Source organism: Sorangium sp. So ce590 (assembly GCF_051521365.1).
GTDB lineage: Bacteria > Myxococcota_A > Polyangia > Polyangiales > Polyangiaceae > Sorangium.
Map to the genome: position 1 here is coordinate 1,948,531 of NZ_CP150346.1, position 20,535 is coordinate 1,969,065.

General features: G+C 71.4%; 18 protein-coding genes. 11 read left to right on the forward strand and 7 right to left on the reverse strand.

The features are described 5' to 3' along the window. Positions 1-172 precede the first annotated feature (172 nt). The gene (locus tag WMF28_RS07280; protein ID WP_437601362.1) at positions 173-1,141 is read left to right on the forward strand and encodes an alpha/beta fold hydrolase; all 969 of its coding nucleotides are present in this window, start codon (positions 173-175) and stop codon (positions 1,139-1,141) included. Here the strand turns inward: WMF28_RS07280 and WMF28_RS07285 are convergent. Then, the gene (locus tag WMF28_RS07285; RefSeq protein WP_437601363.1) at positions 1,079-2,056 is read right to left on the reverse strand and encodes a penicillin-binding transpeptidase domain-containing protein; all 978 of its coding nucleotides are present in this window, start codon (positions 2,054-2,056) and stop codon (positions 1,079-1,081) included. The genes WMF28_RS07280 and WMF28_RS07285 overlap by 63 nt on opposite strands. A gap of 29 nt (positions 2,057-2,085) precedes the next feature. Further along, positions 2,086-4,041, reverse strand: coding sequence for a MutS-related protein (locus WMF28_RS07290; RefSeq protein WP_437601364.1), 1,956 nt, complete (start codon positions 4,039-4,041; stop codon positions 2,086-2,088). A gap of 114 nt (positions 4,042-4,155) precedes the next feature. Here WMF28_RS07290 and WMF28_RS07295 point away from each other — a divergent pair, with 114 nt between their 5' ends. The 9 genes from WMF28_RS07295 (at position 4,156) to WMF28_RS07335 (ending at position 12,723) form a co-directional block, all read left to right on the forward strand. Further along, positions 4,156-5,145, forward strand: coding sequence for a transaldolase (locus WMF28_RS07295; protein ID WP_437601365.1), 990 nt, complete (start codon positions 4,156-4,158; stop codon positions 5,143-5,145). 271 nt (positions 5,146-5,416) lie between these two features. Further along, a complete protein-coding gene (locus tag WMF28_RS07300) occupies positions 5,417-6,181 on the forward strand; it encodes a class I SAM-dependent methyltransferase (RefSeq protein ID WP_437601366.1) in 765 nt (254 codons plus the stop codon). A gap of 10 nt (positions 6,182-6,191) precedes the next feature. Continuing rightward, positions 6,192-7,040: a class I SAM-dependent methyltransferase gene (locus tag WMF28_RS07305; protein ID WP_437601367.1), complete on the forward strand. Its 849-nt coding sequence runs from the start codon at positions 6,192-6,194 to the stop codon at positions 7,038-7,040. Continuing rightward, on the forward strand, positions 7,033-8,088 hold the full coding sequence (locus tag WMF28_RS07310) for a polysaccharide deacetylase family protein (RefSeq protein WP_437601369.1): 1,056 nt from the start codon (positions 7,033-7,035) through the stop codon (positions 8,086-8,088). The genes WMF28_RS07305 and WMF28_RS07310 overlap by 8 nt, the downstream gene beginning before the upstream one ends. A 157-nt stretch (positions 8,089-8,245) precedes the next feature. After that, the gene (locus WMF28_RS07315; protein ID WP_437601370.1) at positions 8,246-9,247 is read left to right on the forward strand and encodes a hypothetical protein; all 1,002 of its coding nucleotides are present in this window, start codon (positions 8,246-8,248) and stop codon (positions 9,245-9,247) included. Between the two features lie 162 nt (positions 9,248-9,409). Next, positions 9,410-9,736, forward strand: coding sequence for an acyl carrier protein (locus WMF28_RS07320; RefSeq protein WP_437601371.1), 327 nt, complete (start codon positions 9,410-9,412; stop codon positions 9,734-9,736). Next, on the forward strand, positions 9,733-10,677 hold the full coding sequence (locus tag WMF28_RS07325; RefSeq protein WP_437601372.1) for an SAM-dependent methyltransferase: 945 nt from the start codon (positions 9,733-9,735) through the stop codon (positions 10,675-10,677). Before WMF28_RS07320 ends, WMF28_RS07325 begins: the two co-directional genes overlap by 4 nt. Continuing rightward, positions 10,674-12,353 carry an AMP-binding protein gene (locus WMF28_RS07330; RefSeq protein WP_437601373.1) on the forward strand — a complete coding sequence of 560 codons (1,680 nt, stop codon included), beginning with the start codon at positions 10,674-10,676 and terminating at the stop codon, positions 12,351-12,353. Before WMF28_RS07325 ends, WMF28_RS07330 begins: the two co-directional genes overlap by 4 nt. A 184-nt stretch (positions 12,354-12,537) precedes the next feature. Continuing rightward, on the forward strand, positions 12,538-12,723 hold the full coding sequence (locus WMF28_RS07335) for a hypothetical protein (protein ID WP_437601374.1): 186 nt from the start codon (positions 12,538-12,540) through the stop codon (positions 12,721-12,723). A gap of 83 nt (positions 12,724-12,806) precedes the next feature. Here WMF28_RS07335 and WMF28_RS07340 read toward each other — a convergent pair whose 3' ends face one another. Together WMF28_RS07340 and WMF28_RS07345 are read right to left on the reverse strand one after the other, a co-directional pair. Then, the gene (locus WMF28_RS07340; protein WP_437601375.1) at positions 12,807-13,958 is read right to left on the reverse strand and encodes a glycoside hydrolase family 5 protein; all 1,152 of its coding nucleotides are present in this window, start codon (positions 13,956-13,958) and stop codon (positions 12,807-12,809) included. A gap of 488 nt (positions 13,959-14,446) precedes the next feature. Then, positions 14,447-15,949 carry a carboxypeptidase regulatory-like domain-containing protein gene (locus tag WMF28_RS07345; protein WP_437601376.1) on the reverse strand — a complete coding sequence of 501 codons (1,503 nt, stop codon included), beginning with the start codon at positions 15,947-15,949 and terminating at the stop codon, positions 14,447-14,449. A 411-nt stretch (positions 15,950-16,360) separates the two neighbouring features. On the opposite strand from WMF28_RS07345, the gene WMF28_RS07350 reads away from it, so the two are divergent. After that, entirely contained in the window at positions 16,361-17,746 is a 1,386-nt protein-coding gene (locus WMF28_RS07350; RefSeq protein WP_437601377.1) for an MATE family efflux transporter, read from the forward strand. Between the two features lie 135 nt (positions 17,747-17,881). Here WMF28_RS07350 and WMF28_RS07355 read toward each other — a convergent pair whose 3' ends face one another. From WMF28_RS07355 to WMF28_RS07365, 3 genes are all read right to left on the reverse strand, one after another. Continuing rightward, the gene (locus WMF28_RS07355) at positions 17,882-18,520 is read right to left on the reverse strand and encodes a hypothetical protein (RefSeq protein WP_437601378.1); all 639 of its coding nucleotides are present in this window, start codon (positions 18,518-18,520) and stop codon (positions 17,882-17,884) included. Between the two features lie 113 nt (positions 18,521-18,633). After that, positions 18,634-20,049 carry a sigma 54-interacting transcriptional regulator gene (locus WMF28_RS07360; protein WP_437601379.1) on the reverse strand — a complete coding sequence of 472 codons (1,416 nt, stop codon included), beginning with the start codon at positions 20,047-20,049 and terminating at the stop codon, positions 18,634-18,636. Between the two features lie 54 nt (positions 20,050-20,103). Beyond that, complete coding sequence (locus tag WMF28_RS07365; protein WP_437601380.1) at positions 20,104-20,517, reverse strand: Smr/MutS family protein; 414 nt, start codon at positions 20,515-20,517, stop codon at positions 20,104-20,106. Positions 20,518-20,535 lie beyond the last annotated feature (18 nt).

A 20,535-nucleotide genomic window follows, 5' to 3' on the forward strand; every position in this document is an offset into this window, starting at 1 on the left:
GACGGAGATGTTGCGCGGATCTCCATGGAGCTCAACGGAAATCGGGCGCGCTCCCGGCCGCGCGCTGCGCTGCCCGCTGCCCGCGCGGGCGGAGGCGCGGGCGGCTCCGTTCCGCGCGCCCGCCCGCGCCTCCGCCCGCGCGGGGACCCTCCCGATCTGCTATTCCCGGCGTATGGGCATCCTCCCGCTCGCCGAGCGACTCGCCAAGAGGGCGCTGAACCGATCCGGGGTGCAGAGCCGCTGGGTCGACACGTCGGTCTGCCGGCTGCACCTCTACGATGCTCCGGGCACGGGCCCGCTCCCGACCGTGGTCCTGCTCCACGGCATCGGCTCCTCGGCGCTCCCGTACGCGCCGGTGCTCCAGCGCCTGCGGCGGCGCGCCCGCCGCGTCATCGCCGCGGAGGCGCCGGGGCACGGGTGGAGCGCGACGCCCGCGTCGGCGTTCACGCCGGAGTGCCTCACCACCGCCATGAACGAGCTGCTCGACCGCGAGCTCGACGAGCCGGCCGTCGTCGTCGGCAACTCCCTCGGCGGCGCGGTCGCGGTGAGCTACGCCCTGAGCTCCCCGGACCGCGTGCGCGCGCTGGTGCTCGCGTCGCCGGCCGGCGCCTGCATGGAGCAGAGCGAGCTCGCGCAGCTGCTCGGCACGTTCAAGCTGCGGTCGCGGGCCGACGCGCACGCGTTCTTCGCGCGCCTCTACCACCGCGTGCCGTGGTTCACGCCGCTGGTCGCCGGCGACGTCGTGCGGATGTTCTCGCGCGAGACCATCGTCTCCTTCACGAGCTCGACCCGGTGCGATCACGCGTTCACGCCCGAGCAGCTGCGGTCCCTGTCGATGCCGATCCTGCTGATCTGGGGCCGCTCGGACCGCCTCATGCCGGGCGGCAACCTCGAGTACTACCGGCGGCACCTCCCGCCGCACGCGGAGATCGAGGAGCCCGAAGGCGTCGGCCACTGCCCGCACGTCGACGAGCCGCGCCGCTTCGCCGAGCGGGTCGCCGCGTTCGCGCGGGAGGCGCTCGCGAGGCCAGCGGGCGCCGGTGGGCCGGCGCCGGCGGCTCCCGGCGCGCCGCCCGCGTCAGGCGTCCTCGGGGAGCGCGCCGTGCCGCTTGAGCAGGGTACGGGTCAGGCTGTGACGTAGCGGCATGATCCGCTTGCTGTCGCTGCGCTTGCCGAGGAGCACGGTCGCGTAGACGTAGGTGTCCGCCCCGCGCTCGACGTAACCGACCAGCCAGCCGGTGGTCGATCGCTCGTCGACCTCCAGCCCCGTCTTGCCGCGCAGCGTGTAGGCCGGCGTCTGCTCCAGCACGATGAGCCGCTTCACGATGTCCAGGCTCCTCGCCGCGCAGGGCAACGTGCCGGCGTGGAGCCGCCGCAGGAAGTCGATCTGCTCGTGCGGCGAGATGCGGAGCCCTCCGGTCAGCCAGAACCTGTCGATGCCGCCCGAGATGTCGCGGTTGCCGTAGCCGAACGCGTCGAGGTGCGCCTTCATGCGCTCGGGCCCGATCCGGCGCGCGACCTCCTGGTAGAACCAGAAGACCGAGTGCTTCATCGCCGACGCGAGATCGTGATCGCGGCTCCAGTCGGGGATGCTGCGCTTCACGCCGTCCCACCGCAGCGAGAAGCGCTCATCCGGGATGACCCCGGTCTCCAGGCCGATGAGCGTGTTCGGGATCTTGAAGGTCGAGGCGGGGACGTACCGCGCCGCCGCGCGATCCGGGTTCACGACGCGGGTGACGCCCCGCGCGGCGTCGAGGAGGACGAACGCGCCGTCCACGCCCTCCGCGCGGAGGAGCGCCGCCCCGCCCTCGTCGACCTCGGTCCTCGCCGCGGGCGCCGCGGCGGCCGCGTCCGCCGCCGGCGCGCCCTGCCCCGGCGCGGCGGGCGGCGGCGTCGCCTCGCTGCCCGGCGGCGGCGGCGGAGGTGGCGCTGGCGGCGGCGGCGCCGTGGTGCAGGCGCTCGCCGCGGCGAGGAGCGCCGGGAGAGCGCAGCCGAGGAGGGGACGCGCGGCCGCGACGGCGCGCCGCGCGAGGCAGGAGGAAGGCAGAAAGAGCATGGCGCCCCCAACGCGGCCGCGCGCCGCGCTTATTCCCGCGCCGCCATCTCGGGAGCGGCGGCCGTCGCCGGCGCGCGCTCGCCCTCCGAGAAGTCGAGATCGATCCCCACGATCTTCATCAGCCGCAGCGCGTTCGCGCTCGTCACGACGCCGGGCTTCAGCTTGTAGTCGAAGGTCATCCGATCCTCGACCACGAGCTCCTCGAAGTGCATGTTGCGCACGCGGCCCGCGGTCTCCTGCTCCAGCACGGAGATCCCCATGTCGTGGGACGACACCGCGCCGATGGCCCCCCGCTCCACGATGTGCCTCACGACCGCCCTGGCGCCGATCTGGCGCTCGCGCGCGTTCGTTCCGTGGAGGATCTCGTCGAGCAGGAACAGCACCGGCTCGCCGCCGTTCACGCCGTCGACGACGCGCTTCAGGCGGGTCAGCTCGGCGTAGAAGTGCGAGACGCCTTGCTCGAGCGAGTCCTTGATCCGCATGCTCGTCCGGACGCGGACCGGCGACAGCGACAGCGACGACGCGCAGACCGGCGCGCCCGCGAGGGCGAGCACGGCGTTCACCCCGATCGCGCGCAGCAGCGTGCTCTTGCCCGACATGTTCGAGCCCGTCACGAGCAGCGCGGCGCCCGCGCCCTCCAGCGAGACGTCGTTCGTCACCCGGCGGTCGCGCGGCAGGAGCGGGTGGCCGAGCCCCGTCGCCGTGAAGCGCGGCTCGCCGTCCTTCACCTCGGGGTAGGCGTAGTCGGGGTTCTCGTGCGCGAACGTCCCGAGGCTCGCGAGCGCCTCGACATGCCCGAGCGTCCGCATCCACGCCTTGACGTGCCGGCCCGCGCGCAGCTTCCACCGCTCCAGGGCGAGCGCGCACCACACGTCCCAGAGCAGGAAGATGTCGGCGACGAGATGGATGAGCCCGCTGTGACGCAGGTCCGAGTAGCCCACCCGCGTCTCGAGCGCGGTCATCTCGCGCGAGGCGAGCGCCCCCGAGGGGCCGGCGAGCTCGGCCTTGAGCTCGCTCAGGAGCGCCGACGAGAACGCCTGCTGCTCGATGCGCGCGAGGAGCGGCCGGTACCGCGCGAACGGCGCCTCGCGCGACGACGCCGCGGTGAGGATCGGCTCGATCGCGGGCCGCAGGAGGAGCAGCACGAGGAGCTGGGCAGCGAACGGCAGGAGCCAGGCGTGGCGGAGCAGCCCGAGCTGCTCCGCCGGGACGATCTGCGGCGCCGCGAGCAGCGCGAGCGTCAGCGGCACGAGCACCTTCGCCGCGGTCAGGAGCGCGCTCGTCGGCAGGCCGCCGGCGCGCGCCTCGGCGCCGAGCAGCGACGGGGGCGCCTCGGCCCACGCGATCAGCGGCCCGGCCTCGCGGCCGCGCGCCCCCGCCTGGATGCCCACCACGGCGAGATCCTCCCGGAACGCGCCGAGGCCGGCGAGCTCGCGCACCGCCTCCTGCCGCGCCGCCACGCCGGCCGCGGGAGAGGGCTCCGTGAGCCAGGCCGCGAGCGTGGCCTCGCCCTCGCCGGTCTGGGCCACGTCGAGCAGCTGGAACAGCGACGCCTGCCCGAACACGTCGAGATCGCCCGCGTAGTCGTGGTCCGCCGCGCCGAAGCGGTCGCCCCGCTCGGGGAAATCGGCGAAATCGCCGGCGACGCGCCGCTTGCCGCGCACGTAGAGGCCGATGCGCTGCTCGAGCTCCGTCATCCGGGTGACGAGGCGCGCGTGCGCCACGAGCAGCCCGAGGAACACCGCGGTCACCGCCCCGGCGGCGTACGCGACCCACCGCGGCACGTCGCCGAAGAGCGCGTACCCCCCGGCCACGGCCGCGGCCACGAACGAGGCCCCGCGCAGCAGCGAGAACGTCCTCGACCGGCGCTCGAGCGCGCCGGCCTCGGCGCGCAGGACGACCAGGCGATCGTCATAGGCGGACAGGACGCCCTGCGCGACGGCGTTGGGGGGAGGCTGCACGACGGCGTTGGGGGGCGGCTCCACGGGGCGCTGTCCATAGGCCACCGCCGGCCGTGCATCCAGCGGCAGGGGAGGGCCCCCGCACGAAGGCCACGAAAGCTTTGAAGCGTCCTGCCTGGCTGCTCGTACAATGGCGCCATGGACCAGAACCTGCTGGAGCGCCTCAAGGCGTACACCGTCGTCGTCGCCGACACCGGCGACATCAACTCGATCGAGAAGTTCCGCCCGCAAGACGCGACGACGAACCCGTCGCTCATCACCGCGGCCGCCCAGATGTCCGAGTACACCGACATCGTGAGCGGCGCGCTCGCCTGGGCACAGAAGGAGGCGGGCCAGGGCAAGGAGCCGGGCGACGCCGTGAGCCTCGCCTTCGACCGGCTCGCCGTCGATTTCGGCTTGCGCATCCTGAAGATCATCCCCGGCCGCGTCTCGACCGAGGTCGACGCGCGCCTCTCCTACGACACCCAGGCGACCATCGAGAAGGGCCGACGCATCGTGCGCCTCTACGAGGAAGCCGGCGTCTCGCGCGAGCGCGTCCTCATCAAGATCGCCTCGACGTGGGAGGGCATCCGCGCGGCGGAGGTCCTCGAGAAGGAGGGCATCCACTGCAACCTCACGCTGCTCTTTGGGCTGCACCAGGCGATCGCGTGCGCCGAGGCGGGCGTGACGCTCATCTCGCCGTTCGTCGGGCGCATCCTCGACTGGTACCTGAAGGACACGGGCCGCGCGAGCTACGCGCCCGCCGAGGACCCCGGGGTCGTCTCGGTCACGAAGATCTACAACTACTACAAGAAGCACGGCTACAAGACCGAGGTGATGGGGGCGAGCTTCCGCAACCTCGACGAGATCAAGGAGCTCGCCGGCTGCGATCTCCTGACGATCTCGCCGAAGCTGCTCGCCGAGCTCGCCTCCGGGCGCGGCGAGCTGCCGCGGAAGCTCGACCCGGACGCGGCGCGCGCCCTGCACATCGAGAAGATCACGATGGATGAGGCGACGTTCCGCGCGATGCACAGCGCCGACCGGATGGCGAACGACAAGCTCAGCGAGGGCATCGACGGCTTCGCGAAGGCGCTCGCCGCGCTCGAGGTCCTGCTCCGCGAGCGCCTGCAGAGGGGGGCTGCCTCCTAGCGCCGGCGGCGCGAGCGCGGCCCGCGGGGCGAAGCGTCGAGGAGACGCGACCCCGCGCCCCGCGTAGCCCGATGGACGGCGGCGCGGGAAGAAGGCGGAGGGCTGGCTTGCGCGCGGGCCTCCCGGTCTTCTAGGATTCGCGCAGCTGGATGGCACACGGGTCGCAACACGGGTCGCATTGGAGCATTCGCACCGCGGCTGGTCCAATGCGGTCCTCCGAGGAGGCTCGGCGTGGAGCCGTCCCTTCCGTCATGGCAACGAGGAGGCGACGTTGAAGCTCACGTCACAGGATTACTGGGAGAATCATTGGAAGGGCTACGCCGGGGCCGAGGACATGGGCGGCGGCTGCGAGCTCTACGACGACATCGCTCCCTTCCTGCCGCGCGGAGAAGGTTTGTCGTTCCTCGAGATCGGGTGTGCGCCGGGCCGCATCCTCGCCGACTTCTGCGGGCGCCTCGGGTTCACGGCCCACGGCCTCGACTACGCCTGCGACCCGGCCGTCGTCGCAGACGAGCTCACGAAGCGCGGCGTCAAGGTCGGCAAGATCGAGAAGGGGGACTTCTTCTCCTGGAAGCCCGAGGAAAAGTTCGATATTGTAGCTTCCTTCGGGTTCATCGAGCACTTCGACGACGCGGGGTCGGTCGTGGATCGGCACTTCGAGATGGTGAAGCCGGGAGGCACCGTGGTGGTGGCCATGCCGAACTTTGCCGGCGGGCAGAGGGCGCTCCACTGGCTGTTCGATCGCAAGAACCTGAACGGCCACAACACCCGCATCATGAACCTGCCGTTCCTCGAGGCCGCCGCCCGGCGCAACGGCGCCGAGATCGTCCAGGCCCGTTACACGGGCGGCCACTTCGATTTCTGGCTGGACGACGAAGCGCCGCTCCTGGCGCGGCGTGTCATCTGGAAGCTCGTCCCGCCGCTCCAGGCGCTCGCGCGCCGGGTGGTCCCGGGCGAGACGAACCCCTGGTTTTCCCCCTATCTGGTCGCCATCTACAGGGCGCCCATGCGGTCCGCAGGAACGCCCGACGCTTGATCCTTCCCCGATGAGCGATCCCAGTCCGAACGTCATATCGCCGCCAGCTGTCCGGGACGCAGACGCCGACCGCCGCTTCCGCGAGTGCGCCCAGCGCCACGGCTGGGATCCGGACGACACCTTCGTGGGGGGGTATGTCGACTGGGAGTGGCGGCACAGCCGCCACGCCTACGACGATCTCTTCACCTCGGTCCGCGGCAAGAAGGTGCTCGAGTTCGGCTGCCACCTGGGCGGGACGTCGGTCGTCCTCGCGACCCTGGGCGCGGACGTGACGGCGATCGATGTCGACCCCATGTACGTCGAGCTGACCCAGCTGAACGCCGAGCGCCACGGGGTGTCGGACAGGGTGCGCGTCCTTCACGTCCCCGACACGACCTCGCTTCCGTTCGCGAACGAGGAGTTCGAGCTCGTCTCCTGCAACAGCGTGCTCGAGTACGTCCCGCCCGGGCTCCTGCCCGCCGTCCAGCGCGAGATCGACCGGGTGGTCGGGCCGTGGGGGTTCATCGTCATCCTGGGCACGAGCAACCGCCTCTGGCCGGTCGAGCTCCACAGCCGCCGCGTCCTGATGAACTACGTGCCTCGCCCCCTGCGCCCGCTGTTTCCGGGCAAGTCGATCTACAGCGTATTTCCCTGGCAGCTCCGGCGCGGGTTCGGCGACTATGCGGATATCTCGCAGCAGGATCGAGGCCGGTTGATCGTCGACCTGAAGGCCAAGATGGGCATGTCCGGGCCGCGGCTCAGGGCCTTCTCCGCGGCGAACCGGCTGCTCGGCCCGCTCGGGATGCACGTGGGCTTCGTGGCCCCGACGATCACGATGGTGCTTCAGAAGCGTGGTGAGGGAGGAGCAGGCGATGGCTGACGGGAGGACGCGGGTATACATTACCGTGGACGTGGAGTGCGCCGAAGAGCGCATCACGGGCGACAGCAAATCTCCCGCGATGGGCTACGACCTCCGCATCTGGGGCCGCTTCGTCAACCAGCGCGAGCCGCTCGGCATCGAGCTCATCATGCGCGAGCTCGAGGCGTGCGGTCAGCGCGGGACGTTCTTCGTCGAGGCGATCGGCTCATACAGCTTCGGGATGGACGGGCTCAAGAACGTGTGCCAGGCGCTGCACAGCCGGGGCCACGACGTGCAGCTGCACGTGCACCCCGTGCAGCGGCGCGCCGACTGGCACACCCGGGGCGAGGCCCGCGTCTCGGACGACATCGCCGACTATCCGGTCGAGGAGCAGGCGCAGCTGCTGCTCGAGGGGCGCGACCTGCTCGTGCGCGCGGGCGTCCCGGCGAGCGAGCTGCTCGGCTACCGCGCCGGCAACTTCGGCGCGAGCAACGACACCTGGCGCGCGATGAAGCTGGCGGGGCTCGTGCTGAGCAGCAACTACAACCCCTGTTACTTCAACAAGAACTGCAAGATGCAGTATCCCGGCGCGCGGCTCGGCCTCTTCGAGACGCCCGAGCGGGGGGTGTACGAGCTGCCGGTCACGAACTTCATCGAGCCGACGAAGCGCTTCAGGCACCTTCAGATCACGGCGGTGACGCTCGACGAGATCAAGCACTGTCTCCTCCGCTACCGCGCGCTCGGGGTCAAGGAGGTCACGCTGGTGACCCACTCGTTCGAGTTCTACTTCCTCGACTCGGCGGAGGCGCGCCGCGGCTACCTGAACCGGCTCAACATGGAGCGGCTCCGCGGGCTCTGCCGCTTCCTCCAGGAGAACTCGAAGGATTTCGAGGTCGACACCGTGGGCGCCCTCGCGCGCCGGCTCGCGGACGCGGCGCCCGAGGCGCCCAGCGCTGACGACAGCGCGCCTCCCTCGCTGCAGTTCCCCCAGTCCAACGCCATTCACCACGCCCGCCGCGTCGTCGAGCAGGCGTACAAGCGCGTCGCGCAGCGCTTCACGTTCGGCTAGGCCGGCCTGTCCGGGGGTCTGGCCAGCCGGCGCAGGGACGTCCTCGCCCCTGCGCCGCCTCGGGCCGCCTCCGCAAAGCGCGGCCGGCCGGCGCATTATCGGCGCCGCCTGCTGCGTCGGCGGCCCTCCGGCGGCGCTCCGGTGCTAAGTAGCGCGCATGCGGCTCATCGGACAGATCCACGTTTCGCTCAAGGGCAGCCTCATCCAGCGCGACCCCACCCTGTGGGAGAAGCTGAAGCGCGGCCTCGGCGCCAGGGTGGACCTCGACACCGATCGCATGCGCGTCGAGCTGGAGGCCACCGCCGTGATCGACCAGGTGCGGCGGGCGCTCGTCCAGCTCGGGATCGGCAACGCCCTCTCGCTGGTCATCGACGATACCGTCATCTTCCAGGACACCGACGGGAAGCCGGACGATCTCCCCGATCTCGTGCTCGCGCTGTCCGAGCACTCCGCCGTGTTCGGGCGCGGCTTCAGCGAGCTCAAATTCGCCGCCGAGCACGAGGAGGCGGGGCTGCACCTCGTCATCGAGACGCGCGCCCGCACCGAGCACGCCGAGGACGAGCCGGCGGGGATCGTGTCCGTCGGCGGGCGCGTGCGGGATCTCGAGCCGCGCGCCGGCGAGTCCGCGGAGGACTACCGCCGCCGCGTCGAGCCCCTCGCGAAGGACCCGGCGCTGTTCGAGGCGGCGCGGATGCAGTTCGAGTCCTTCGTCGGGCGGCTCGAGGGCGCCCTGAAGACGTCGATTCCGGAGGCGCGCGTCGAGCAGCGCCACGCCGAGGCGCGCGTCGTGCACGCGCCCCAGGGCGACGGCGCGGCTGCCGGAGGGCAACCGGCGAACCCCACGCACCCCGCCTACGACCCGTTCGTGGCCTATTACCCTCCCAGCCCGCTCGGCATGATGCTGGACGTGATGCTCATCTCCTCGTTCATGCACATGATGTCGCCTCCTCACGTGCTCTTCGTGAGCCCGGCGGGCACGCCGCTCGGCACGGCGCAGGAGGCCGCCGCGGATCCTGGCCTCTTGAACAACGCCGATCGCGGCGGCGACGACCCGGGCGCCGGCGACGAGGGCGACGGGCCGGACGGCGGCGATCCGTGGGGCGACGACGGTGGCGGGCTCGATGACGGCGGTGGGCTCGACGGCGATTTCGGCGATTGAGCCGCTCGCGCCGGGCCTGCGGCCGAGCGAGCTCGTCCTGCATGGACGGCGAATGGCAGTCATGGTACTGCCCATTACGGCCGTGACCGGCGCTGGCATGGAGTACCTCTCGCGCCGGCGCGCTGAAGGTCGCGCGCGCCGAAACCTGAACTGGAGAGCGCGATGAAGAAGAGCGAGGCGGCGCTACAGAAGCAGCCGCAGGCGGCGGGCGGGGGAGATCCGGAGATCGCCCGCGAGGTCCGCACCATCATTGCAGAGCGATGTGGGATGAGCGTCGACGCCGTGACTCCCGACCTGTCTCTCGAGAACGGTGTCGGCGTGGATTCGCTGGCGCTCATCGAGGTCAACGTCGCATTGGAGGAGCGATTCCAGATCGTGGCGCCCGATTTCGCGGCGCCCGATCAGGCGCAGATCAGCACGGTCGGGGACGTGATCGCCTTTGTCGAGGCGCAGCTCGCGGCGCGGGGCGGCCGGGGAGGGGCGCCGTGATCGCGCCGCGCACGCGCGCCGAGCGCGAGGCCGCCTCCCGGACGCCCGAGGAGCAGCGGGAGCACGAGCGGCGCGAGGTCGCCGCCCATTACCAGAACGACCCGGAGATCTTCTCCATGGTCCTCGACAGCCGCCTGGCCTATGCGACGGGCATCTTCCTCGATCCCGGGGAGAGCCTCGAGGCGGCGCAGGAGCGGAAGTACGACTGGGTCCGCCGCGAGCTCGACATCCACCCCGGCGAGCGCGTCCTCGACGTGGGGTGCGGCTGGGGCTCGAACCTCATCTATCTTGCCGAGCACACCGGCGGGAGCTTCCAGGGCGTCACGCTGAGCGACAAGCAGCGGCAGGAGGCGCTCCGCCGCGCCGACCGGGTGGGCGTCGCCTCGCGGGTCCGCATCGACCTCGCCCATATCGAGGACGTCGACCTCGAGCCCGAGTCGCTCGACGCCGTCCTCTTCGTGGGCAGCATCGTGCACATGCACAACCGCGAGCGGATCCACAAGAAGATCGCCGCCGCGCTGCGCCCGGGCGGCAGGCTGCTCATCTCCGACTGCTATTTCCCGGCGCGCGCCCGCGGCGACCGGGAGAGCGCTGCCACGCAGTACATCTTCGTCCAGGCGCTCGGCTATTGCCGCCTGATCTCGCTCGCCGAGGAGCTCGGAATGATCGAGCAGGCCGGCCTCGATGTCCGGCGCGTCGAGGATCTCACGAGCTCGTACGTGCACACGGTCGCCCGATGGACCGACAACGTGCGCTCGAACCGCGCCCGGATCGACGCGCGCGCGCCCGGCTTCTCGCGGCTGCTCCAGACGTACATGACCGTGGGCCGGCTCTCGTTCGCGCGGCGCACCGCGCTCGAGTACATGATCGTGGCGACGAAGGCCGGCGGCCGCGAGCGCCTCGGCGTCGCGCCCTCTCCCGAGCCGGGGCGCGCGCCGTGAGCCGCGCGCTCGCTGCGCGGACGGTCGCTGGCCTGCTCAGGGCGCGGGCCGAGGCGACGCCGGAGCGGTTCGGCTTCTACCACAAGCAGCAGGGCGAGTTCGTCGGCTGGTCGTGGGCGGAGTACTGGCGCCGCGCGTGCGCGGCGGCCTCGGGGCTGCTCGCCGCGGGGGTTCGCCCGGGCGACCGCGTGCTCCTGCTCGTGACGGACGTCGAGGTGGCGGTGCCGTGCCTCTTCGGCGTCTGGGTGCTCGGCGCGGTGCCGATCCAGGTCGGGGTGCCTTACCGGCTCACCGACGTCGCGGCGTTCCTCGGCGAGCTCCGGCGGACGGCCGCCCGCGTCGGCGCGCGCGCGCTCGTTGTCTCGTCCGCGCTGCTCGGCTTTGCGCAGGGCGAAGGCGGCGCGGACGACCTCCTGCTGCTCGCCGCCGAGCCGCTGCTCGACGCGCCCCTCGCCGCCTCGCTGCCGGATCCGGAGCGCGCGCCCGGCCCGGCGCTCATCCAGCTCACGAGCGGCAGCACCGGGCATCCGCGCGGCGTGGTCATCCCGCACGAGCGGCTCATGCTGCACCTCGACGCGATGAGCCAGCGCCTCCCGGTGCGCGGCGACGGGGCGGGGGGCGTCTCGTGGCTGCCGCTCCACCACGACATGGGGCTGGTCGGCGGGCTGCTCTTCCCGCTCTTCAACGACTTTCCCGTGCACATGCTCTCGCCGCTCGAGTTCCGGACGCGGCCGTTCTCGTGGCTCTCGGAGATGTCGAGCATCCGGGGCGCCATCTCGCTGGGGCCGCCGAGCGCCTATTCCATCTGCATCGGGCTCGCCCGTCGCGCCGTCGAGGCGGGGCTCGACCTCGGCGCGTGGCGGTGCGCGATGGTCGGCGCCGAGCCGATCTCCCCCGCCTTGCTCCGCCGCTTCGCCGAGGCGTTCGCGCCCTGCGGCTTCCGCATCGAGGCGTTCTTCCCTGTCTACGGGCTGGCCGAGGCGACGGTCGCCGTGACCTTCCCCGAGCTGCTCGCCGCGCCGCGCGTCCTCACGGTGGATCGCGGCCTGCTCGAGCGCGAGGGCCGGGTCGAGGAGGCCGCGCCGGGACCTCTGTCGCTGGAGCTCGTCGGCCTCGGCAGGCCGATCCCGCACACCGAGCTCCGGATCGTGGACGCCGGGCAGAGCCCCGTCCCGGAGCGCGCGGTGGGGGAGATCGAGGTGCGCTCGGAGACCGTGATGGAGGGGTATTTCAACGACCCCGAGGCGACGGCCGAGGCGCTCGTGGGCGGGTGGCTGCGCACGGGCGATCTCGGGTTCGTCGATCGCGGAACGCTGTTCGTCACCGGCCGGAAGAAGGAGGTGATCATCAAGGGCGGGCACACGATGATCCCCGCCGTGATCGAGGAGATCGCGTCCCGGGTCGACGGCATCCGGGCCGGATGCGTGGTCGCGGTGGGGATTTTCCTCGAGGAGCGCCAGACCGAGGCGGTCTATGTGGTCGCCGAGACGCGCGCCGAGGCCGCCGAGCACGCCGGCCTCACCGAGCGCGTGCGCGAGGCGCTGCGGGCGAACGGCGTCACCATCGACCAGGTCGTCCTGCTCCCGCCGGGCGAGCTGCCCAAGACGACGAGCGGCAAGCTGCGACGCCGCGAGGTGGCGGAGCGGCTGCGCGCGGGGGCGCCCCGGCCGGCGTAGCCTCGCGCGCCAGCGATTCCGGAACGAGCTCCCCGTTTGCCATTCAATCGTTCTCCGAGGTCCTGTCCGTGCGTCTCAACGCCGGACAGATCTGCCGCCGCCAGGCCGATTTCGCGAGCGCAGCTGTGCTGCGCGCGATAGATCCCGGAACCGCTCTCCGGAGCACAACCGAACGGGGCCGTCCATGTTGAGTCGCCCGAGAGAACACAAGTCGACCTGTCCTGCCCCCCTTTCGCCCGAGGCGCGCGCGTGGGAGCTCGAGCAGCTCCGGGCGCTCGGCCTCGAGGACGACGACTGGAGCTCGGACGACCAGTGCCCCTTCTGTGCGGGGCGGCCTCTGACCGGGGAGAGCAAGCCAGAGCACGAGTGAGCGAGGGAGCGCGCCCTCGGCGGACGCGCGCCTCCTGCCGGGTCCAGGTCACCGGGGCGAGCGCCCGGGGACCCGTGCGTGGATCACTTCGCGATCTTCGCCTTCACCCACTTGCCCGACTCGGTGAGGTCGTTGTCCGTCCAGTTGCCCATGGGGTTGGCATTGGGCTTGAGGGCGGAGCACGCCTCCGCCTTGTCGCCCAGCGACCAGTTGGCCCAGCTGATGTTGTGCGCCTCCAGGAAGTCGAGCCAGGTCCCCGCCTGCGCGAGATCGAGCGCGCCGTTGCCGTTGGCCTCGCAGGTCCCCCACTCGGTCACGAACAGCGCCAGCCCTTTGTCGATCGCGCGCTGGGCCTTTTCCCGCAGCGCTTCCCTGTGCGTCGTGGCGTAGAAGTGCAGGGTGTACGCCACGTTCGGGTCGTTGACGGGGCTGTCCGCGGCGATGTCCGCGTCCTGCGACCAGTTCGGCGAGCCGACGATGACGAGGTTGTTGGCGCCCTGGGCGCGGATGTCGCCGATCACCGTCTCGGCGTACGACTTCACGGTGGCCCAGTTGTGCGAGTCGAGCGGCTCGTTGAAGACCTCGAAGATCACGTTCGGCACGTTCTTGTAGGTCTGCGCGACCTCGCGGAAGTAGCTTCTGGCCTGCTCCAGGTGTTGCTCCGCGTTGTGATCGTGCCAGTCGAGGATCACGTAGAGGCCCTTCGCGATCGCCGCGTCGGCGATGACCTTCGCCTTCTGCTTCTCGGGTCCCGCGTTCGCGAGGTAGCCCTCTCGCCCCTCGATGCCCATCGCCGCGCGGATGACGGTCGCGTTCCAGTTGTCTGCGACCGAGTTGACGACGCTCGCGTTGTAGTAGTTGCTCCACTGGCTCCAGAACAGGCTCATGCCTTTGAGCTGGACCGGGACCCCGTGCTCACCGACGATGTTGCCGTCCTTCACCTTGAGCTGGCCGTGACGCTCGACCGGCGTTCCGTCCGTGGGCACCACCCCGGAGCCCGTGCTCGTCGTCGACGAGGTCGCCCCGGTCCCGGTCGTGGTCGCGCTCGTGGAGGAGGCCGAGGTCCCGGTGGTCGCCGAGGTCCCGGTGGTCGCCGAGGTCGCCGAGGTCGCCGAGGTCCCGGTGGTCCCCGTCGTCGCGCCACCGCCGCCGCCGCCGGCGCCGGCGCCACCGTCGCCGCCCGCGCCGTCGTTCGTCGACGCGTCACCGCAGCCGACCAGCACGGCTGCTTGCAACGCAACCGCTGCAAGACCGAATGACCACTTCGACCTGCCAAGCACACCGCGAAGCGAAACGCTCTTCATCATGTCCTCCAAGGGAAGTCACCGTATGGCGCGGCATTAAAAGGGCAGCCCAGCGCCATGGCAAGCCCTCCGCGAGATAAAAGTAAATAGTAATGACTGGGTCTGGTGATGTGATCCAGGGTACAATGCTGCCGCGTGCAACTCTCGAGGGCGGGCCGCCGTCAGCCACGAGCGAGGGCGTGAGGCGAAGCCTTCACGGGCGCCGATGTGCCCGAGCGGCGGTGTGCAAGCAATTGAAATTTTCCGCAAGATACATGCCAGTCCGCTGGACCCACGGCTCGGTCGCCGCCGCCCCTCGTCTGTGGCCTGCGCGAGCTGTCTTCCCCGCGTAGATCCACGCAGGCTACGGTGCTCCCCTCGGTGGTCGGGCGACCACCCTGGTCAACCGCCCATCCATGCGCAGGGCGTCAAGAGAGCCGTCACCTCGGCACGGGCACAGGCGGCGGCTCGTCGTCCGGCGTGATGCAGGCCGACAGGTCGAACAGCATGAAGAGCAGCGCCTTCTCCTGGGCCGTCAGCCCATGGATCTCCCCGTTGCGGTCCTCGCAGCCGCTCGGGAACGGCGCCCCGGCGACGTCGCTCGCCGCCACGTGGATGTCCGTGTACACGAACCGGCCGCACTGCTGTTCTTCCGGGGCGCCGATCGGCGTGTTGAACGTGAAGTACTTCACCCCCGCACGCGCGTCGAACGCCGGGTCGGCGTTGTTGTAGAGCCACCGCGTCGCGATCTCCTCGTTCACCGAGTTGACCCAGTGCTGCGGATCGTTGATCTCGATCTGTCCGGGCACGGCCGACGCCTCCACGGTGACGAGCCAGTCCCGGAGCGCCACGCCCTTCGGAAACGTGGTGTCCACCAGCACGGGGAGCCCGTTGTCGGGGTCGCTCTCCTCGTTCCATTCTGCCGTGTCCGGGAACCGCTCCGGCCCGAGCCGCAGCCAGGTGTTGTGCCAGTGCGACGCGAACACGCGACCTCCCGTGGAGGCGTAGTCGAACATCGCCCGCCGCGCCGTCGCCGGCTTGTCCGCCACGAACGCCGACCCTTCGCACGACAGGATCACCATGTCGTACCGCTGCAGGTTGTCGAGCGAGCTCCAGAACTCCCGCGCAGGGGAGAAGGCCGCGCCGCCGTTCAGCCCGTCGCGGAACCGGCTCGTCGCGCTGTCGCCCTCGATGGCGCGCCCGACGAACAGGTTCACCCGCCCGTCGCCCGTCTCGGGCGTGAACTCCGACGCATCGATACCCATCTTGTAGAGGAGGCACTCCAGCACGTCCATGCCGCCGGTCGTCAGCGCGATCCTCGGGAGATGGCCCTCCGACTTGCTGCGCGGCAGCCGGATCTCCCTGTCCACGGTCGGGTTGTCGACGCACGCCTCGACCCTCGGCAGCGTGATCTGGCGCCGCCATTTGCCGAGCTGGATGACCAGCGGGATGTCCTCGCCGACCGGCACGTCCTCCAGCACGAACCGCCCCTTCGTGTCCGTCAGCGCGGTCGCGATCGGATCTCCCGAGAGCGTCACGTTGCACTGATCGCAGCTCGCCCCGTCGGCGATCGGATCGAGCTCCCTGTTCGGGACATAAACGATCACGTTGTACAGCGGGACATTGCCCGCGGGCTCGTACACGGTGCCACTCACGGTGGTCTTGCCGCCGGCCGGACAGGCGACCTGCTGGCATTCGAGCCCCTCGCACCCGCCGCTCCCGACGCCGGAGCCGCCGCTCCCCGCCAGGAATGGGGCCCCCCCGAAGCCGCCCCCTGCGCCCTGGCCGCCGCTGCCGCCGCTGCCGCCGCTGCCGCCGCTGCCGCCGCCGGACGTGCTCGCGCTCGTCCCGCCGGGATCGCCGCATGAGCACCCGGCAATCGCGGCCGGCGCCATCGCCGCCGCGGCCAGGAGCCATCCGGCGCTGCTATGCAATTTCACCATTCGACACCTCCGGGCGCGGAGGCGCGAGGGTGCCCCGCTCTGCCCATTCCGAGAGTAATCGAGACGAGGGGAGCCGGGAAGGGACAACCCTGCAAGGAGGCGAGCGCAGACACGTTTTGCTGTCTCGCCTCGAGATCGTCTTTCCTCACGTCGCCGCGAGAGCGCGGCGCCGAGCCGTCCGGCGCCTCGACCGCCGCTCGGCCGCTGCGACCCGAGCGGATCGTGAGGAGAGGGGCGACAGCGGCCCCCGCCGCCGTCCCGTGGACCACAGCGCCACGCGGCGGCGGCGCGACGACCCGATGACCGCGCCCCGTCCTCGCTGCCGGCGCGGCGGACTGCGCCGGGGCCGGCGTCCATCCGGCCGTGTTCCGCCATGGCGAGGTGCACCCCGGCAGAGTAGGATGCGGCGCTTTGCAATCGGTCCTTCCTGCTCCTTCTCTCGCTCGCCCCCGCCTGCTCGAGATCACCTGGCCCATCTTCAGCGAGCACCTGCTGCACATGCTCGTCGGGGTGTTCGGCGTGTGGCTGGTCAGCCGCCTCTCGGATGAAGCCGCCGCGGCGTACGGGCTGTCCAACCAGATCATGTTGACCTTCATGATCACCTTTCGCTTCGTCAGCGTCGGCGCGAGCGTGGTGGTCACTCAGTACCTCGGCGCGCGCGACCGCGCCGGCGCCGAGCAGGTCGCGCGGGCGTCGCTCGCCGCCAACCTGTGGCTCGGGGTCTTCAGCTGCGCCGTCATCGCGATCGGCGCGCGGCCCCTGCTCGAGCTGATGCGCCTGCCGCCCTCCCTGTTCCCGATCGCGCAGCCGTATCTGATCGCGGTCGGCGTGATGCTGGCGTTCGACGCGGTGAACTTCTCGCTCGGCGCGGTGCTGCGCGCGCACACGTACACCCGCGACACGCTGCGCCTCATCATCGTCATGTACGTCATCCAGCTCTCGCTCAGCCTGCCGCTCATGTTCGGTGTCGCCGGGTGGCCTGGGTTCGGCATGAACGGGCTCGCGCTCGCCGCGGTGATCGCGCGCGCGTGCTCCTTCTGGATGCACCGACAGCTGTGGATCGCGCGCCTCCGGATCCGCCCGACCTTCGAGGACTTCTGGCGCATCCGCCCCGATCGCCTCCGCGAGATGCTGCACATCGGCCTGCCGGGGGCGGGCGAGAACGTGGTCTATCGCATCAGCTTCATGATCATCCTCGCCATGGTCGCCAACATGGGGCAGACGGCGCTCACCACGCATACGTACACGATGCAGATCGTGCACTTCCTGCTCCTGTTCGGCCTGGCGCTCGGCTTCGGGACCGAGATCGTGGTCGGGCACCACATCGGCGCCGGCGAGCTGATCGGCGCCGATCGCCAGGTGCGCGGCGGCCTGTTGGTCGGGTTCTGCGTGTGCGTGGCCCTGGTGCTCGCGATCGCGCTGATCGGCCCCCACCTGCTCGGCCTGTTCACGAGCGATCCGGAGGTGATCGCCACCGGCTCCAAGCTGCTCTGGCTCACCCTCCTTGTCGAGCCGGGCCGCACGATCAACCTGGTCGTCATCAACGGCCTCCGCGCCGCCGGCGACGCGCGCTTCCCGGTCGCGTTCGGCGTCTTCTCGATGTTCGCCGTGGCCGTCGGGCTGTCCTGGCTGCTCGGCGTCTACCTCGGCTGGGGGCTCGTCGGCGTCTGGGTGGCCTACGGCGCCGACGAGTGGATCCGCGGACTCGCCATGTCCGCGCGCTGGCACTTCCGCGGCTGGGTGCCCCACGCGCGGCGCACCCGCCGTCGCGTGCGGCTCCACAGCCGCCCGGGGTGATAGCCGGTCGAGCGACGCCAAGCCCGTCTCCGCTTCGAAGTGGCATGTCCATTGCTCCACCTCGTCATCGAAGGAGAGCCCCGGGCGCGCGGGCGCTCCCGCCCCGCGCCTGGTCGCACGGTATCGGGAGCGTGTTCAGATAGGACCACTACCCACCTTCTCGGTCACCGCCATGCAGAGCGCGGCCACGCCGCGCCTCGGCACGGTGACGAGCTTGTCGCGGAACGCGGCGCGCTGGTCGGTGTAGAGCTTCGAGACCTTGTGCGAGAGGATCGTCGAGCTCCAGACCGCGACAACGTCGGCCCAGCGGAGATCGGCGTCGGCCTTCGTCGCGTTGCGGTGGCCCTCGCCGTCCACGATGCGGATGTCGACCTCGCCCGCGAGCAGCTGCCGCAGGTCCTCGGCCGTGCCCGGCCCCCCGCCGACCACGAGCAGCCTCCGGAGCCCCCGCGCATGGAACGCCCCGATCATCGTGAGCGCCGCCCGCTTGTTCGCGGAGCTGCCACACAGGTCGCAAACTGCGTTGGCGCCGACCTCGACCACGCGGACCCCCGCCTTCGCGGGGAGCTTCGCGCACTCGGCGCAGCGGCGCTCGACCGGCTCCGGCGCCGGCGCCGGCGGCGGCGGCCGGGCGAGCGCCTGCTGCGCCCGCTCCACCATCTCCGGGGGGAGGAAGTCCGCCGGATGCCGGATGTCGGCCGCAGGCGCTTGATCCGCGAGCCAGACGAGCAGCTCTGTTTCAGAAATGTTTAGAGATTTTGCGAGGTTGCGCACACGAACGGATCGCGCCATTTCGCCGCGACTGTGACATGGGCGGGGCGGTGGCGCCCTGTCCTATCGCGCGGGGCGGTCGCGGGCTCGCCCCGGTCGGTGAGGCGCGGCACTTCTCAGTCGAGGGCGGCGGCGCGGCGGAGCCCGTGGCGCTGGAGGAGGCGGTGGAGGTACATCCGGTCGAGCCCCGCCTTGCGCGCGGCGCGGCTCACGTTGCCGTTCGACCAGTCGAGCAGCGCGGCGAGGTAGTCCCGCTCGAACCCGTTGATGATGGCCTCCTTCGCCTCCTTGAAGGGCATCTCGATGTTCGCGGCCGGCGCCTCGCGCGCGGCGCCCGGCGGCGTGGAGCCCGGCGGCGTGGAGCTGCGCTCGGACGGCGCCGTCGCCCCCATGGCGGCGCCCTCGCCGAGCACGACGCGGCGCTCGACGTAGTTCCTCAGCTCCCGCACGTTGCCGGGCCAGTCGTAGCGCTTCATCTCCTCGATGATCTCGGGCGAAAAGAGGCTCACCTTGTCGGCGGCGCCGAGCTCGTTCAGAAAGCTGTGGACGAGGAGGCCGATGTCCTCCTTGCGCTCCCGGAGCGGCGGGACGCGCACGGTGAGCACCGAGAGGCGGTAATAGAGGTCCTCGCGGAATCGACCGCTGTTCACCTCTCGCTCGAGGCGCCGGTTGGTGGCGGCGATCACCCGGATATCGACCTTGCGCACCCGGCTCTCGCCGAGCCTGCGCACCTCGCGCGAGGCGAGGGCGCGGAGCAGCTTCGGCTGCATCTCCAGCGGCAGCTCGCCGATCTCGTCGAGGAAGACGGTGCCGCCGTCGGCCTCCTCGAAGGCGCCGGCGCGGTCGCGCGAGGCGCCCGTGAACGAGCCGCGCACGTGGCCGAACAGCTCGCTCTCGATGAGGCTCGGCGAGATGGCGCCGCAGTCGACGATGACGAGCGGCTTGTCGGCGCGGGCGCCGCGCTGGACGAGCTCGGTGGCGATGACCTCCTTGCCCGTGCCGTTCTCGCCCTCGATGAGCACGTCGGGCGCGCTCTTCGCCACGCGATCGAGGACGTGGAACAGGCGCCGCATGGGGACCGACACGCCCTGGAGCGCGCCGAAGCTGACGGCGCGCGCGAGCTCGGTCTCGGCGACGGCGTCGGCGTCGCGGATGCGCACGACCGACTCGCCGAGCTCGATGCGGCACTCCGGCAGGAGCGCGTCGGCGTCCCGCACGCGGACGCCGGCGATGGTGGTCCCGTTGAGCGAGCCGACGTCCGTCAGCCGGAACGTCGACTTCACGCGCTCGAGGATGCAGTGGAAGCGCGAGACGGCGCGGTCGGCGAGGACGAGATCGTTGCTCTGGTGGGAGCCGATGCGGATGAAGTCGCCGTCGAGCACCATCGCCCGGCTCGCGGGCTTGCCCGCCTCGCGCTCGACGCACAGCTCGATGCGGGGCACCGCCACCACCTCGGCCTTCATGCGGGGCTCGGTGGCGGCCGCGAGGCTGGTCGGGCCGGGGTCGTCGGGCGTGGCGGGGGGACGCGACATGCGCGCCATCTTACGCGGGAGCCCGCGGTCGTTCCAGGTGGCCTTGCTGACGCTTCACGGCGAGGCGCCGCCGCCCGAGGCCTTGAGCCACACGACGGTCGCGCCCCACCCGCCGCGCGAGGCCGGGGCGTCGCGGAAGCCGTCGACGGCGGGGTGGCGCGAGAGGACGCCCTGCACGATGCGGCGCTGCACGCCCTTGCCGCGGCCGTGGATGATCCGCACCTCGCGGAAGCCGCGCCGCTGCGCCTCGTGGAGGTACTCCTCGACCACCGAGGCGACGTCGCGCGGGGCGAACGTGTGCAGGTCGATCGCGTCCTCGATCGGCATGACCACGACGTCGTCGCCGCCGGGCGCTCCGGGCGGCTCGGCCTCCGGCGGCTCGACGCCGGCGACGATGTCGATGTCGGGTGACGCGGGCGCGCGCGGCGAGGGCGCGCGGTCGAGCCAGGCGAGGAGTCGGCGGAGCATCCGCGCGGTGTAGCCGAG

Coding starts and splice junctions, on each gene's coding strand:
- WMF28_RS07335 (WP_437601374.1), top strand. CDS start 12,538: ATGTTGAGTCGCCCGAGAGAACACAAGTCGACCTGTCCTGCCCCCCTT.
- WMF28_RS07310 (WP_437601369.1), top strand. CDS start 7,033: ATGGCTGACGGGAGGACGCGGGTATACATTACCGTGGACGTGGAGTGC.
- WMF28_RS07285 (WP_437601363.1), bottom strand. CDS start 2,056: ATGCTCTTTCTGCCTTCCTCCTGCCTCGCGCGGCGCGCCGTCGCGGCC.
- WMF28_RS07280 (WP_437601362.1), top strand. CDS start 173: ATGGGCATCCTCCCGCTCGCCGAGCGACTCGCCAAGAGGGCGCTGAAC.
- WMF28_RS07305 (WP_437601367.1), top strand. CDS start 6,192: ATGAGCGATCCCAGTCCGAACGTCATATCGCCGCCAGCTGTCCGGGAC.
- WMF28_RS07315 (WP_437601370.1), top strand. CDS start 8,246: ATGCGGCTCATCGGACAGATCCACGTTTCGCTCAAGGGCAGCCTCATC.
- WMF28_RS07360 (WP_437601379.1), bottom strand. CDS start 20,049: ATGTCGCGTCCCCCCGCCACGCCCGACGACCCCGGCCCGACCAGCCTC.
- WMF28_RS07365 (WP_437601380.1), bottom strand. CDS start 20,517: ATGCTCCGCCGACTCCTCGCCTGGCTCGACCGCGCGCCCTCGCCGCGC.
- WMF28_RS07345 (WP_437601376.1), bottom strand. CDS start 15,949: ATGGTGAAATTGCATAGCAGCGCCGGATGGCTCCTGGCCGCGGCGGCG.
- WMF28_RS07320 (WP_437601371.1), top strand. CDS start 9,410: ATGAAGAAGAGCGAGGCGGCGCTACAGAAGCAGCCGCAGGCGGCGGGC.
- WMF28_RS07295 (WP_437601365.1), top strand. CDS start 4,156: ATGGACCAGAACCTGCTGGAGCGCCTCAAGGCGTACACCGTCGTCGTC.